Origin of the sequence: Nocardia sp. CA-135953 (assembly GCF_050955735.1) — a bacterium.
GTDB lineage: Bacteria > Actinomycetota > Actinomycetes > Mycobacteriales > Mycobacteriaceae > Nocardia.
Genome location: NZ_CP192082.1, coordinates 4,064,941 through 4,080,190 on the forward strand (window position 1 = coordinate 4,064,941; position 15,250 = coordinate 4,080,190).

Consider the following 15,250-nt stretch of genomic DNA (forward strand, 5'->3'; position numbering starts at 1 on the left):
TCCCCATCCCGTTCACGTCGGCAGGAACGCCAACGCGATCCCCGAGGCCGTGCTCGCCACAGCCGCCCCGAGCAGACTCATCAATACGCCGTGCGAGGCGTCGTTCATCGCCAGGTCGCTCCGGAACGCGATCCACAGGCGACCGGCGGATACGATCATCCACGCCAGGCACACCAGCAGTACGAACCAGAGCAGCCAGTTCAGCAGCTGCATCAGCGGTTGCAGCACTTCGGCGGGCATCTGCTTGTAGGCAAGCAGTTCCGCCGCCGACATTCGCACGGTAGCCATCGCCGACATCAGGTTCCGATGACGGCGTTCATGATGGTGCCCGCGCTGGTCGCGACGACGCCGCCGATCATGGCTCCGGCCACCATCTTCGGCGATTCGAGCCCACCACCGGTCCACTTCTCCCACGCGAATTTGCCACCCGCGTAGGTGATTCCGCAAATACCGGAGAGCAACACGAACCAGGTGAGATAACGCACCAGCTGCAGGATCTTCTCCGAGCCAGGAGGCGCTTCCGGGGTCGGGTTACCGACCTGAGCCAGGACAGTGCCGTACGTGTCCTGCACGGCAAGGAGAATCATGCTCATCGGCTGCCTTTCTTGGTAGTGGCGGTCAACGGTGGCCCTCGTCGAAAGATGCACTGCTGTCCAGGTTTTCACGCACGACCGCAACGATATCGGCCCCGAGCTCCCGGATCTCGAGCGGAACTTCCTCGAGCGGGTCGATCCTTTTCTTCTTCTGCGGTATCTCGTCGCCCGGGGTCCAGATCGGCAGGCTCTCCGGTTCGACGAGGGTCCATTCCTCGTACCACGGGACCTGCCAGACCTGACCGGCCAGGGAGCCGACCACATCGCGGTAGCGGCGGATTTCGGCGGGCATGCGCCCGGGACGAGCCGCGACCGTGATCAGACCGAGGACCTCACAGGAGCCCGCGAAACCCGAATGATGTTGGCGCAGCAGATCATGCGCACGCGTGAGTCCGGCAATGGTCTCGCGAGCCACCAGGACGACGAAGGGCGATTCGCGGTCGAAGACGCCGGGCCAGCGGCGGCCCGAATCCGCCGCGGGCGCAAGCACTCGCGCGAGGCTACTGGCTCCGGCACCGCCGTGCACACCTAGCAGCCACCACAGCGGCGCCCGGCCGACGCCGGGTACGGGACGGTCCCAAATGGGCGCGCGACGGGACTCCGGTGGGGCGACCACACCGGCCTGGGCGGCTTCGGACTGGCGACGAAGTTTCATGGCGGCCGTCATGATGCCACTCCGGCGAGCAGCCGCCCATAAGCCCGGCGCGTCTCCGAAGCCAGCGATGCGTGGCGAACGAGTTCACCACGCGCCAGATGTGGATCGTAGGGAATCTCCCTGATATCACGAACCCAGCCGGAAAGGTGCTCGCGCAAATGGTCGGCAACATGCGAGTCCGCACCGGGGAGTTGGTGTGAGACAACGATTGTGGTGTCGCCGACGATGCCGCCGCCCTGCCCCTCGGCCGAAGCGCCGAACTGGTCATCGAGCCATTCCAAAGTCACCCGCAGCCGGTTCGCGGCATCTGCGCGCGCCGGAATGGCAAGTACCAGAGCAACATCCGCGTCATCCAGTAATGGCCGCAGCTGCCGTCCGGCAATCGGGTTGCCGCCGTCATAGACAGCGGTGTACCCGGCGTCATAGATCGCGCGCGCAACTGTGAGATATGTGGCACGCCGACGCAGTGGCGCGGCGTCGCGCCAGAGCAGTCCGATACCCGAACTCGCCTGCGACAGACACTCCTTCAACGGCGCGGGCTCATCGTTGCCGCGCCCGTACAACCACGATTGCAGGCTGATCGGATGCAGGTGCTCATCGGCGCCGCGCAGTGCCAGATCACTGCCCGCCGCCGTGGCGTCCACCGCTACCGTCGAGGTGCCCGTCGTGCCGAGTTCACCGGCCAAGCCCAAGGCCGTGGTCGTGGTTCCCGCACCACCACAGCCACCGACCACCAGAATCGAACGCGGCGCCGGTTCCGCGGATTCGTTGTCTCCGCCCTTACGCCGCAGACGCACCACCGGAGCCTTCGAAGGCGCATGCCGGTCCGACGGATCACCCGCATCGGGCGCCTCGTCGAGCCAGCGGCTCCAGTCGTCTCCCATCGCTATCAGCTCTCCCTAATTCATCCGGCCTCGACGCCCGTGATGAGCGTGCGGCCGTCGACCACCACCGTGGTGACGGTCTGCTTGTTGTACGTGGCGGGCGCGCCGCCGGGTCGGTACTCGGTGACCTCGACCGAATACCGGTCATCGGTAATCGTCTGGATCCGCACGCAATGCGTGGTGCCCAGCGGAATGGTGTCGATGCCGTGCTGGATCACCGTGGCCGAGGAGATATTCGAATCCGGGGCGACCACCGCCCGGACCCGCTCGCCGGAGCGTTCCACGTAGTAGGCGTATTGGAACGCCAGGATCGCATCCGGTCCGGAGTCGGTGCCGCCGGGTTCGGCACTGCGCACGATGCGGTCGCCGTGTTCGGTCGGACAGTCGGCGATACCACGGGATTCGACACTGCCCGCGGTGAATTGCATCGAAGGCACGACCGGCGCGGCGGCGCGATCGCCGGACGAGCGCACGAGCAATACCGCGCCCGCGGCGGCCGCGGCCAACAGCAGCACGGCCACGACGAGCACCGCGATCACCCGGGCCCGGCGCGTGGCCGGATGATCGCGCGCCTCCTGGCGCAGTGCGCGCGTCACGCGAGTCGACCGTTCGCGCGGAACGTGGTCGTCGTCGTCGTCCTCCGGCCACGGGAACTGTACAAGTTCGCCATCGCGCGGACCGACGTAGTCGTCGTCGGGACCGGGGGCGCGTCCGGCCACCCAATCCGACCACCCACCGGTGAATTCGCTGCGACTGGAGGCAAGATCGGCGGGCACCTCGTTGCGTGCGCGCACCTCGTCGGGATCCTCCTCGCGAATGTAGTGCGGAAACCGGGGCGCACCGTCCTCGTCACCGGGATCCCGCAATCCCGGCTCGTCGGGGTTCGGGACCGCTATCCCCGTCTCCGGCTCCAGCGCGCCGTACCAGCGCGACAGCTGTTTGTACGACTTCAACATTCCCCCATTCCCGCAGAGCGAGGCACATGCATAATCGGACCCTCTCTGCGATCAGTTCGTGGAGAACGGGTAGGTGTTGTCTACGGTGCCGGGTACTACGGTGGGCGGAGTCGACGTCGCGCCGCCGGATGAGGTGCCGTCGGCTCCTGTCCCGAACGGAAATTGTCCCGTACCGGACGAATTCGGCGTAGTCGACGCGCCGGAACTTTCCCCGAAGAATCCGGTCGTCGATTTCCTGCTGCCGCCGATAGGCACAGATCCGCTGCCATATTTATCGGCCAGATCATGTGCCGCTGCGGCGAACCAGTCCGCGACGAATCGGGTGGGCGCATCACCGGTCGCGGTGACCGCCGCCGTATTGTAGGCGCCGTGGCGCTGCACGGTATCCCAATAGCGCACCCAGGTGGTCACATTGAGCAGTTCGCTGTTATCGGTGATGTTCTGTACAACCGCGTCGAAGGCCTGAGTTACCAGTCGGGCACCGGTTGTCGGCGGCACCAACTGTGGAATCGCGCCCAGCAATTTCGTGCCGAACAGCAGGATTCCGGAGACCGGATCGGTCAGACCCGCGGTGGCCAGCTGCCTGATATCGGCCGAGTTGATGACCGACTTGACCACCGTCACGACCGCGTTCAGTCCGATCATGCCGACGTTCAGCAATGCCCGCAGCGCCGCAGGGATATTCAGCGGTGTGCGCGGATCGGCGGCATCGGCCAAGCGCTGCGAAATCGACTTCTGTGGTGAAATCGACAAATTCGCCAGCGAGTTGCCTTGGACATCCTCATTGAGGACTTTCGTGGCGGTTTTGATCGACGTGTATGCCAGCGCCTGGGAAATCGACACCAGTGATGCGATCGGGTCGCCACCACTCAACTCGGACTGGCCCGCAATAGACGCCACTGCCTTCAGAATCGGCGCGCCCTCCGGTGCGTCGCATGCGAGATCGCCTGCGGCACAGAAACTCGCGACACGTCCGGTGAGCGCGGCGAAATCGGGTGCCTTATCGCGCTCCGGCCCGATTCCGCCGCCACTGGCGGGCTCCTGCGACAGTGCCGCGATGGATGCGATGCGGTCCCCTGATGTGCCCGGTGCCGGATCCGGCGTCGCCTTGCCCGGTGAGCCGGGAAATAGCGGCGCACCGGGATTGCGGGTCGGATCGGCGAACAAGGCCACCGCAGCGACCTTCTCGGGCGGGATCACGCCATGGCTTTGGCCGACCTCCTTGGCGAACATCGAGGCCACGTGCGCGCCTTGCGAATAGCCCACGATCGCGAAGCGGGTCTCGGTGCAGCGGGCCGCGACATCCTGGGCCATCGAGCGCAGCCGGAGCAGTCCGCCGATCACCGACTCCGCATACGACACCGTGCCACCGGCGGTCGCGCCGCCGAAACCGGATTCGTATGGGACATAGGCACGGTCGACCAGACTGGGGTCGGCCTTGGCCAGCATCGGCAGGAAGACCGTGGAGAGCATGCCGGTATCGGTGGTCGGCGCGGCATCGGGTGACGATTCGCCTGTGCCCTGAATTCCCAAGGCGTACAGTGCCGGACACGTACCGATGGCGATGTTCGTCGACGGGCCCGCGGAATCGGACGGTTCCGCTACGGCGGTTCCTGCGGTCGCCACAGCAACGGCGAATGCGATCAGCATTCCCGAGATCCGTGCCGTGTAGTTCATCATAGCGATCCGCAATCAATTCGTGTTGCCGCAGCTAACCTAAACGCCATGAAACGCAATAGACCGTAACAGATTCCGGCTCTTGCTGCGGCTTCGACGAAAAGTTTGCGCGAACCGCCGAGTGCCGCACGGCAGTTCACGGCGTGCCACTCTGGATTATCCGACAAGTTTCCGAGGGCGGAGGCCGCCCCGCAACCGGTCGGCGACCCGCCGGGGATTCGAATCATCAACCTGGACTTCGCATTCCAGCGAACGCCGAACCACACCGGGAGGCAACCGCAACTTTCCATGCGGGTACGCCGGCTACGTCCAGCGAGGTTGACGGGTGGGCTCTAGGTGGCCGAGGTCACTCGGTAGACGTCGTAGACGCCCTCCACATTGCGAACCACATTCAGCAAGTGGCCGAGGTGTTTCGGATCGCCCATCTCGAAGGTGAACTTGCTGATCGCGACCCGGTCACCGTGTGTGGCGACCGATGCGGACAGGATGTTCACCTTCTCATCGGCGAGCACCTTGGTCACATCCGAGAGCAGTCGGGTGCGGTCGAGTGCCTCGATCTGGATGGCGACCAGGAAGACCGAGGACGGCGAAGGCGCCCACTCCACATCGATGATGCGCTCGGCCTGATCGCGCAGCGAACCGGCATTGGTGCAGTCGGTACGGTGCACGCTCACCGCGCCACCGCGGGTCACGAAGCCCATGATCTCGTCACCGGGGACCGGAGTGCAGCATTTGGCCAGCTTCGCCACCGTGCCCGACGCGCCGGGAATCAGCACCCCAGCGTCACCGGTCACGCGCTGTCGGCTCGGCGTCGTCGACGGAGTGGAGCGCTCGGCGAGCTCGTTCTCGACATCGCCGATACCACCGAGTTGCGCCATCAACCGCTGCACGACGTGGTGCGCGGACACCTGATGCTCACCGACGGCGGTGTAGAGGGTGGAGATGTCGGTGTAGTGCAGTTCGTGCGCGACGGCGGTCATCGCGTCCACGCTCATCAACCGCTGCAGCGGCAGCCCGACGCGGCGGACCTCCTTGGAGATCTGCTCTTTACCGCTTTCCAGAGCCTCTTCGCGGCGTTCCTTGGCGAACCACTGCCGGATCTTGGCCTTGGCGCGCGGAGAGACCACGAAGTTCTGCCAGTCGCGGCTGGGTCCTGCGTTCTGCGCCTTCGAGGTGAATACCTCGACGACCTCGCCATTTTCGAGCTGACGTTCCAGTGCGACCAACCGGCCGTTGACCCGCGCGCCGATGCAGCGGTGCCCGACCTCGGTATGCACGGCGTACGCGAAATCGACCGGAGTCGACTTCTGCGGCAACGTGATCACATCACCCTTCGGGGTGAACACGAAGATCTCGGGTGACTTCAGGTCGAAGCGCAACGACTCCAGGAATTCGGCCGGATCAGCGGCCTCTCGCTGCCAATCGAGCAGTTGACGCATCCACGCCATGTCGTCGACTTCGGTGGAGTCGTTGGAATGCTTGCCGCGGGTCTCTTTGTAGCGCCAGTGCGCGGCGATGCCGAATTCGGCGGTGCGGTGCATGTCCTGGGTGCGGATCTGCACTTCCAGTGGCTTACCGTCGGGACCGACGACCGTGGTGTGCAGCGACTGATAGACGCCATAGCGCGGCTGGGCGATGTAGTCCTTGAACCGGCCCGCCATCGGCTGCCACAGCGAATGCACGACACCGACCGCCGCATAGCAGTCGCGCACCTCGTCGCACAGGATGCGGATGCCGACCAGGTCGTGGATGTCGTCGAAGTCCTTACCCTTGACGATCATCTTCTGGTAGATCGACCAGTAGTGCTTGGGGCGACCCTCGACGATCGCGTTGATCCGCGATGCCGCAAGCGTATTCACGATTTCCGCGCGCACCCGCGCCAGGTAGGTATCGCGCGACGGCGCGCGATCGGCGACCAGGCGCACGATCTCGTCGTACTTCTTCGGGTGCAGAATCGCGAACGCGAGGTCCTCGAGCTCCCATTTGACCGTCGCCATACCGAGGCGGTGTGCCAGCGGGGCGATCACCTCGAGGGTCTCCTTGGCCTTCTTCGCCTGCTTCTCCGGCGGCAGGAAGCGCATGGTGCGCATGTTGTGCAGGCGGTCGGCCACCTTGATCACCAGCACGCGCGGGTCGCGCGCCATCGCGATGATCATCTTGCGGATCGTCTCGGCCTCGGCGGCGGCGCCCAGGTTGACCTTGTCGAGTTTGGTGACGCCGTCGACCAGATGGGCGACCTCTGCGCCGAAGTCCTCGGTCAGCTGCTCGAGCGAGTAGCCGGTGTCCTCCACGGTGTCGTGCAGCAGCGCCGCGACCAGCGTAGTGGTGTCCATGCCGAGTTCGGCGAGGATATTGGCGACCGCGAGCGGGTGGGTGATGTAGGGATCACCGGACTTGCGGAACTGGTGGGCGTGACGCTCGTCGGCGACGTCGAAGGCACGCTGCAGCAGCGTGAGATTCGCCTTCGGATACAGCTCGCGGTGCACGCTGGCCAGGGGTTCGAGCACCGGTTTGACCGCAGCGATACCGCGCTGGCCGGTCATGCGCCGGGCCAGTCGGGCGCGCACCCGCCGCGAGGCGGAGGTCGGGACCGCGGCCGTCGTACCGGGCTGACGCGCCGGTGCGGCACCGTCGCTCATCTGCGGTTTCGGCATGGTCACATCCGAGGCGGCCGCACCATTCGACTGCGGGGCACCTGCCGATTGCTCGACATTCGCCTCGCCCAGATGCTGAGTCATGCCACCACCTCTCCACGCCGCGATCGGACCACAGTATCCGACCGCTGCAACCGCCCAGACCACAACTTTAGTCCGCGCGCAGGTCACCTGCCCGATCCGAGGTTGCCGAGTCGGATATGCCCCGGTTATGCGGGTGAATTACGGCGCAGGCGATCGTATGCGGCGACAACGAACCGAGCGTGCGAAGGGTGCCCTATCGGCTGGTAAAAGGTTCAACGGGCTGGCGGATGCGCGATTGTCCGTCGAAGTCCGGGTCGAGCGGGGCGTGGAAAATGTCCAGCACGGTGGGCGTGATATCGACCAGCGAGAAGCTGGAACTGGTCGCACCGGCGAGGAAGTTCGGGCCGCGGGCGATGACGAAACTGCTTGTCTCGTCGGGAGTTTGGCCGCCGTGGCCGCCCTTGGGCCGGTGGCCGTGGTCGGTGGTGACCAGGACGGTCCAGCGTTCGGCGGGGTTGGCGCGAGCGCGAGTGTCCACGGCGGCGAGGATGCGGCCGACGAGGGCGTCGATGCGGGTGACGGCGTCGCGGTATTCGCTGGATGCGCCGCCGTGCTGGTGGCCGGCGCGGTCGACTTGGTCGAGGTGGGTGAAGAGGAAGTCGGGGGCGTATTTGGTGATGGCGGTGACGACGCTGTCGGTGGTGGCGGCGTCGGTGGCGCTTTCGTTGTCGTCGTCGGGGATGAGCGGGGTGGAGATGACGACGTCGGCGCGCGGATCGCCGCTGGCCGTCATCGTCGCGATCTGATCCCAGGTGGCGATGGACTGGGTTTTGAGGGTCGGATCGTGGCGTTCGAGGCGAGTGAAGATCGTCGGATATTTCGCGAACGGGGTGGCGTCGAAGTTGTTGTCGGTGATGCCGTGTTTGCTGCCCCAGACGCCGGTGAGCACGGTGGCCCAGGACGGGCCGGAGATGGAGATATGCGGGGCGATGGAGCCACGGCCGAGGGTGCCTTCGGCACTGAGCCGCAACAGGTTCGGCGCCCGCACCTCCTCGATCTTGCGGTACATCGTGCCGTCGAGTCCGATGAGGACGACCTTGTCGGCTCGGGGGGCGGCCTGCGCACGCCCAGCGGCGAAGACGGTGGAAACGGTCGCGACGGCAACGGCGCCGGAGAAAAGTCGCCTGCGTGCGAGGGACGTGGTGGCTACGGTTCGCGCGCTCATATCCCGAACGATCCGGTACGACAGTGCCTTTCGGTAGCGCACCGAGTGAGTGTTCATGGACGTTTCATCGGTCTCGCCATCGCCGGTCGCCTTGCTGAACAACCATTGAACTAGCGATAGCCAATAGCTATTCATGCTGCTCACGGGTGCGTATCGGTGAGGTGAACAGCAGAAGCCGGTTGACACGCTGGTGGGTGAACCGCCGAAGATCTACCCGGGGCTCGGCTGTCACGATCTAAGTGCGGCCGTGGACGCGGGCGGTGCGGTGCTGGCTATTCGTGGACACGCGCACGCAGGCACGGAATCCGGACGCACTGCGGGTGGGGTACCGGTGCGGAATGTGTCCTATCCGGTGCTCGGACGCACATACGCGGTTTACGAGGTGTAGAGCGCTCGCCGTGGACCCGGCTCGTCAAGAGCCCACCGACGATGACCAAGATCATCGATCCAGCGGGATCGGCTCAGGCGTCCTGCCACTCGCGCTTGCGCGCCTCACGCGCCAGTGCCCGGTCGCGCTGCTCCTCGAACTTGAGCACATCCTTGCCGAGCTGCTCGAGGAATACGCCGAGCTCCTCACGCGCCTGTTCGCCGCGGGGGCCGAAGTCGTTGCGCTCGAAGACATCCCACTTGCGCAGCACCGGCGTAACGACCTCCTCGAGGTGCTGGCGCAGATCGTAGATGCCATGTTTGGCCATCAGCACGCTGTTGCGACGCCAGTTCGGCATGCCGGCACCCGGCATCTGGAAGTTGCGGATGATCGCGGAGATCGCTACCAGCGCTTGGTCGGGAGCCAGATCTATGGCAGCACCGCAGAGATTGCGGTAGAAGACCATGTGCAGGTTCTCGTCGGTGGAAATGCGCTGCAGCATCCGGTCGGCGATCGCGTCGTTGCAGACCCGGCCGGTATTGCGATGACTGACTCTGGTCGCCAGTTCCTGGAAGGTCACGTAGGCGACGCCGGGTAGGAATCCGTTGTCGTCCACCCCGGTCGGGTGCTGCACCCCGGCTGTCATGCAGACCATCCGCGCATGTTCCAGCGCTACCGGGTCGACTCCGCGGGTGACGACGAGATAGTCACGCATGACGGTCCCGTGCCGGTTCTCCTCGGCGGTCCACCGCCCCACCCAGGTGCCCCAGGCGCCGTCCTGGGAGAAGGATTCGGCGATCAGTCGGTGATAGGACGGCAGATTGTCTTCGGTCAGCAGATTGGTGACCATCGCGGCTTTGGCCAGTTCACTCAACTGGGACTGCGCTGGTTCCCAATCGATTCCGCCCATCTCGGCGAAATTGCGGCCTTGGTCCCACGGCACGTAGTCGTGCGGGTGCCAGTTCTTGGCCATCGATAGATGACGGTTGAGATTTTGTTCGGCAACGGGTTCGAGTTCGGTCAGCAACTCCAGCTGTGTCAAGGTACGTGTCACGATCGGATTCCTGTCATCGGATCAGGGGCTCTCTTCCAGAGTGCCCCGATTACCGCGCCGCCGAAATCCCCTGCGGCGAATTCGTTTCGCCAGAGACACAAACGGCTCACTAATGGTTATCGCGAAGACCGTCCGACACGGTATCGCCACAGCGGCAAGTCGTCATCGCCCGTGACCTGACCCCTGCAGGCTGAACCTCGGCTTCCCAGCGTGGCGGCACCCGCAACCAGGTCGTATTCCCCACAGATTCGCGAGGAAGAACACGCCGACGACGGTATCGACGACAGTTGCCAAGGGAGCCTCCTGTTCGAGTCGGAAGGCCAGCATGCTCGACCGGCGCGGGCACCCGCTTCCACAAACGTGTGTTCAGTCACCGTTGTACTGCAGCGAGCGCCAGGCCTCGATCGCCCAATCCAGTTGCGTCCCGGGAACACTGATCGTGACAAGGAGCAATTCACCATTGCGACGACTGGCGATCCCTTGCACGCCGACCTCCGCACCGTCCTCCGAGGGCAACCACCATCCGTCACCGGGACCGCCACTGACCGGTTCGCCGCGATGGCCCGCGGTCGCGTTGGCACCGTATTGCAGCATCGCGGCCGGTGGCGGCCCGGTTTTCGGGTCGCCGACGCGCAGGATGGTGATCTCGATCTGGCGGGTGCCGTCCCAGGCCCACCACCGATCGCCATCCCAGCCGTAGGTGAAATCGCCGGGAATGCGCAGGCTCCACCCCGATACCGGTGTGGTGTGCACCGGGCGGCGACGGTAGCCGAGCGACACCTGGTCCGCAGCGGCGGCCCGTTCGGACAGATCGGCGGGCGCACCCGGCGCGGTGGCGGCCGAATCCCCGAGCAGCAGCCGTAATTCGTGCCACGCCGACCACGGTAGTTCCAGCGCCGCGTCGAGCCGGTGCGCCTCGGCGAGCAATGCATCGGCCTGGTGCAGTGCGGGCGTGTCATCGGCGTCCGATGGCGCCCGCCAACGCACGTCGTTCCACATGATGCCCATCGCGGTATTGCGAATCGTCGGCGCGGTCCAACCGTCCTCCCACCACGGGAAGAACGCGCGCGCGGCCACCTCGTCGCCGTCGCGGACGGCCTGGAACCAGTCGCGGTCGCGCGGCCCCAACCAGCTCGCGGCAAGCCCGTCGTAGTCGAAACGGTCACTGCCGAGCGACAATCCGATCGAAACCCAGGCGCCCTCGGCAGGCACTTCGGTCAGGACCGTATCCGCGAGACTGCGGATCCACACCAGATAGTCGCGTTCGACCTCGGCGCGGTCATCGCCCAATCCGAGCGGATCCTCGGTCCCCTCGTCCCACACGATGTCGAATCGCCGACCCATTTCGTGCAGCACCGCCGCGACGTGCCGGTGATAGCCCGGCCCGGCAGACGCACAACCCGCGCTCACCACGACCTGCCCGTGTGCCGCACGAAGATCGACCGGCTCGGCCGCCGGATGCAGCACTGCCAGCAGGCGATCTCCGGAGACGTCCACCGGTTTCCGCAGTGGCGCGGACGTGGCGGTCCAGCCGACCCGCGCTCCGGCGGGGCCGGTCAGCAGCCACTCCCCCACCCGATCGAGGAAGTCCGCGGTGGGCGCGCGGCATACCCCCGCCGCGTGCAACTCGATTCCCATGGATACATCCTCGTGTCCGCGTTCGGGCGGCGAAAGTCAGGACCCTACACCTGGTCTGTGGACGTGGGACCGAGCGGTTACTGCTCGACCAGCCGACGACAGCCGTCCCGCCCGCCGGGCAGGCCCGCGGTATCGAGCCAGCGTTCGAGTTGACCGAGCTGCCACAGATCATCGATCTCCACCAGTACCGCGAGGAACGACAGCTGGGCGGCGGACAGTTCCGATCCGCCGCGGACGGCATCCGGAAAGGCTCTGTGCAGGAAGGAAATACAGTCGGCGTGCACGGTGCTCGGATTCGCGGCCCAGGCCGCTTCGATCGCGGCAGGCAGCAGTGTCTCGAAATCATCGACCCGGCTGACGAGTTCGCGGATGACATCGTGGCGCAGCCAGCCGTCCTGTCCGGGCAGATGGCGATCGAACCACCGGTCGATGACCTCAGGATGCTCCAGCGCGGCAAGCAGTTCGTCGGTGGCACGCTGTTCGGCGGCGAATGCGGGCGCGAGGGCTGCGCAGGTGCGCACACCTGGATGGGCATCGGCGAGCAGTTGCTCAGGACGGCCGCCATTGAGGCCGGAAATCCGTGCGGCAGTGGCGCGTTCGACCGGGTCCGACATGGTCGGCCCGATTTCGTCCAGCCGCTGCAGCAGCGCGGCCCGCTTCTCGGCACATGCCGGATGCGCGGTGAGTTCGACCAGCGCCCGCAGCGCGGCCATGCGCACCGTCGGATCCGGATCGTCGACCAGGGGCTCGACCGCCGCGATCACGCCGGGAACAACTGCGCGACAAGCGATCTCGTCCCTGGCTCGCATCGCCGCGCGGAATTCGTGGTCATCGATGGCGGCCAGCAATCCCGGTGGCGTCGGAACATGTTCCACCAGAAGGGCATTGGCTGGGTCGGGCCCCAATTCGAGTAGCCCGGCGCGCCGATTCGCCTTGACGCGCTGCAGATCCTCTTCGGTACGGCCGGATGGATAGGCCTCGGCATACAGCTGGTCATCGGAGATCCCCGAACAACACCCCTGTGCGAAGACCTCGAGATACTCCAGTAGCGCGACGCGCAACGATCGCGGACCCGGATCCCACGGCAGTATGTCCTCGACCTTCATCTCGGTATGCGAGCGCGCCAGCAGTTCGGCCACGATCGCGACGAACGGCGCGGTCGCGGAGTACACACTGCCCTGATGCAGTAGCGCGGCGTCGAGATAGCCGACCGCGTCGACGCAGGACTCGGCATCACCGTCCATCAGGGCCCGTAGGTGGGCCGGAGCATCCGCTGCCGGGCCGTAAGCATGTTCCAGCTCGGCCCAATCGACATCGGCTATCGCCCGCAACACCGGATCCATCGGATTGATCATGCTGCAGCCGGGCACGTCGATCAACTCGAGCGAAACACTTGCGTTACCCGACGGACCTAGGGCGCCGGTTCGAGATGATCGCCGATCAGCATGGTTCCCGGTCCGCGCCGCGCGCCGGGACCATGCCGCCAGTCCACATTGTCGGCGGTGGGCGGCCCGCCGCACATCGGCGAGGGTGTGCGCCGGGTTCTGCTCGCCGAGGCCGCCGTCGGACCGTTCCGGATGACCGAGGCGATGATCCTCGAATTGGCCGCCGACGGCCGCATCCGCCGCCTCGAACCGCACCTGCGGCCCTGGCTCCCGCTGCCCCTGCTCGCGGTGAAGCTGGCGCCGCGCCTACTTCGTCATCCGGGCGTCATACGGCGCGCGCTATCACGTTTCGACCAGCCCCGCACCGGTTAGCTCGAGTCGTCTGGTCACTCCGATATCGTCGAGGAAACGGGGGTCGTGGCTGACGACGACCAGTGCGCCCTCGTAGTTGGCCAGGGCCTGGGTGAGATGGTCGAGGCTGGGCAGGTCGAGGTTATTGGTGGGCTCGTCGAGCAGCAGCAGCTTCGGGGCCGGATCGGCGAGCAGGAGCATGGCCAGGGCCGCGCGCAGGCGTTCACCGCCGGACAGGGCCGCCACCGCGACGTCGGCGTCGGCGCCGCGGAACAGGAAGCGGGCCAGTTGGGCTCGGATCTGTTCGGCGCCGGCATGCGGTGCGGTCGCGGCGATATTCTCGAAGACCGTCCGCTGTTCGTCGAAGATGTCGAGGCGCTGCGGCAGTATGCGCCACGGCACCTGCGGCGGTTCGGCGGCGATGCGGTGCAGCAGTGTGGTTTTGCCCGCGCCGTTGCGACCGGTCAGTGCGATCCGCTCCGGCCCGCAGATCCGCAGTGTCACGGTCGGACCGCATGCCAATTCCACCTCCTCGAGATCGATGATGTCCTGGCCCGGGTAGAGCTGAGTGCCCGGCAGGTCGATCCGGATCTGTCGGGCGTCGCGCAACAGGTCCTCGGCCTGCCGCAGCTGCTCCTTCGCGGTGTCCAGCTTTTCGATGTGGTTATTGCGCAGCTTGCCCGCCGACACCTGCGCTGCGCGTTTGCGTGCGCCCATGACGATCTTCGGCTCACGTTTGTTCTCGAACATCTTCTGCCCGTAGCGGGCTCGGCGATCGAGTTTGATCCGAGTTTCGACCAGTTCGCGTGCCTGTTTGCGAACATCGCCGCGTGCGTCACGGATTGTCGCGCGCGCCACCTCCTGCTCAGCTTCGACGATGCGCTCGTATTCGCTGAAATTGCCGCCGAACAAACGCAATTCACCTTGACGCAGTTCGGCGATGGTGGACATCCGCTCCAGCAGCTCGCGGTCGTGGCTGACCGTGAGGACGGTGCCCGAGAATTGGGCGACGACCTCGTAGAGACGTTGGCGGGCAACGTGATCCAGGTTGTTGGTCGGCTCGTCGAGCAACAGCACATCCGGATCGCGCAGCAGCTCGGCGACCATCCCGAGTAGCACCGTCTCGCCGCCGGAAAGGGTTTCGAGGCGGCGGTCCAGTTGTTCGGTCGAGTCGGCGAGATAGTGCAGGCCCAGTCGGCCGAGCAGCGCGACGGCGCTCTCCTCGACGTCCCACTGCGCACCGACGATATCGAAGTCGGACTCGTCGCCGATGCCGGATTCGATGCGGTGCAGTGCCTTTCGCGTCTCGGCGATGCCCAGTACCGCGTCGACGCGCTGACCGTCGCCGAGTCCGAGATCCTGGCGCAGGTAGCCAAGCCGCCCGGTGAGCGAGATCGAACCGCGCGCCGGGGCCAGCTCACCCGCGATCAGCCGCAGCAGAGTGGACTTGCCCGCACCGTTGCCGCCGACCAGGCCGAGGTGGCCCGGTCCGAGCACTGCGTCCAGACCGTCGAAGACGGGGGTGCCATCGGGCCAGGAGAAAGTGAGATCGGAAAGAGACAGATTGGTCATGTGGACCCCAGAGGTTGCGGCGGGAATGCGGCGCACAGGATGCGAGCCGCCCGAGTGGCTACCTCATGAGAGCAACGACATGACTCCGATCAACGGGGATAAGGCCCGTCTAGATTAAACACATCCGCGGATGTTGTGCCAGTGATATTCGGATCACATTCTGTGTTCAGAACGCCGCGGCGGCGAAATCGGCACCCGAGCCCTCAACGCCAGCC

13 protein-coding genes are annotated in these 15,250 nt (G+C 65.8%); 1 reads left to right on the forward strand and 12 read right to left on the reverse strand.

Annotated elements, in window-relative coordinates; all coding sequences use genetic code 11:
• Window positions 1–12: 12 nt before the first annotated feature.
• The 11 genes from ACQPXH_RS18870 to ACQPXH_RS18920 all read right to left on the reverse strand — a co-directional run bounded on the left by ACQPXH_RS18870 (window position 13) and on the right by ACQPXH_RS18920 (window position 13,082).
• Complete coding sequence (locus ACQPXH_RS18870; protein ID WP_245567243.1) at window positions 13–288, reverse strand: hypothetical protein; 276 nt, start codon at window positions 286–288, stop codon at window positions 13–15.
• An 8-nt stretch (window positions 289–296) separates the two neighbouring features.
• Window positions 297–593 (reverse strand): hypothetical protein, encoded by a 297-nt coding sequence (locus ACQPXH_RS18875; protein ID WP_040692318.1) that lies wholly within the window; start codon window positions 591–593, stop codon window positions 297–299.
• Window positions 594–618: 25 nt separating this feature from the next.
• A complete protein-coding gene (locus ACQPXH_RS18880) occupies window positions 619–1,260 on the reverse strand; it encodes a hypothetical protein (RefSeq protein ID WP_063043703.1) in 642 nt (213 codons plus the stop codon).
• Window positions 1,257–2,132: a MinD/ParA family ATP-binding protein gene (locus ACQPXH_RS18885; protein ID WP_433597863.1), complete on the reverse strand. Its 876-nt coding sequence runs from the start codon at window positions 2,130–2,132 to the stop codon at window positions 1,257–1,259. The genes ACQPXH_RS18880 and ACQPXH_RS18885 overlap by 4 nt, the downstream gene beginning before the upstream one ends.
• A 20-nt stretch (window positions 2,133–2,152) precedes the next feature.
• Window positions 2,153–3,088 carry a hypothetical protein gene (locus tag ACQPXH_RS18890; protein ID WP_433597864.1) on the reverse strand — a complete coding sequence of 312 codons (936 nt, stop codon included), beginning with the start codon at window positions 3,086–3,088 and terminating at the stop codon, window positions 2,153–2,155.
• A gap of 51 nt (window positions 3,089–3,139) precedes the next feature.
• On the reverse strand, window positions 3,140–4,765 hold the full coding sequence (locus ACQPXH_RS18895) for a cutinase family protein (RefSeq protein ID WP_433597865.1): 1,626 nt from the start codon (window positions 4,763–4,765) through the stop codon (window positions 3,140–3,142).
• A gap of 332 nt (window positions 4,766–5,097) precedes the next feature.
• Window positions 5,098–7,404, reverse strand: coding sequence for a RelA/SpoT family protein (locus ACQPXH_RS18900; protein ID WP_433603505.1), 2,307 nt, complete (start codon window positions 7,402–7,404; stop codon window positions 5,098–5,100).
• A 292-nt stretch (window positions 7,405–7,696) separates the two neighbouring features.
• Window positions 7,697–8,725 carry an alkaline phosphatase family protein gene (locus ACQPXH_RS18905; RefSeq protein ID WP_433597866.1) on the reverse strand — a complete coding sequence of 343 codons (1,029 nt, stop codon included), beginning with the start codon at window positions 8,723–8,725 and terminating at the stop codon, window positions 7,697–7,699.
• Window positions 8,726–9,129: 404 nt separating this feature from the next.
• Window positions 9,130–10,089: an acyl-ACP desaturase gene (locus ACQPXH_RS18910; protein WP_433597867.1), complete on the reverse strand. Its 960-nt coding sequence runs from the start codon at window positions 10,087–10,089 to the stop codon at window positions 9,130–9,132.
• Between the two features lie 366 nt (window positions 10,090–10,455).
• Window positions 10,456–11,727, reverse strand: a complete 1,272-nt coding sequence (locus tag ACQPXH_RS18915; protein WP_433597868.1) for a hypothetical protein — start codon at window positions 11,725–11,727, stop codon at window positions 10,456–10,458.
• Between the two features lie 77 nt (window positions 11,728–11,804).
• The gene (locus ACQPXH_RS18920) at window positions 11,805–13,082 is read right to left on the reverse strand and encodes a hypothetical protein (RefSeq protein WP_433597869.1); all 1,278 of its coding nucleotides are present in this window, start codon (window positions 13,080–13,082) and stop codon (window positions 11,805–11,807) included.
• 90 nt (window positions 13,083–13,172) lie between these two features.
• On the opposite strand from ACQPXH_RS18920, the gene ACQPXH_RS18925 reads away from it, so the two are divergent.
• The gene (locus tag ACQPXH_RS18925) at window positions 13,173–13,484 is read left to right on the forward strand and encodes a hypothetical protein (RefSeq protein WP_433597870.1); all 312 of its coding nucleotides are present in this window, start codon (window positions 13,173–13,175) and stop codon (window positions 13,482–13,484) included.
• On the opposite strand, the gene ACQPXH_RS18930 is transcribed toward ACQPXH_RS18925, so the two are convergent.
• A complete protein-coding gene (locus ACQPXH_RS18930; RefSeq protein ID WP_433597871.1) occupies window positions 13,455–15,035 on the reverse strand; it encodes an ABC-F family ATP-binding cassette domain-containing protein in 1,581 nt (526 codons plus the stop codon). The two genes, ACQPXH_RS18925 and ACQPXH_RS18930, sit on opposite strands and share 30 nt — an antisense overlap.
• Window positions 15,036–15,250 lie beyond the last annotated feature (215 nt).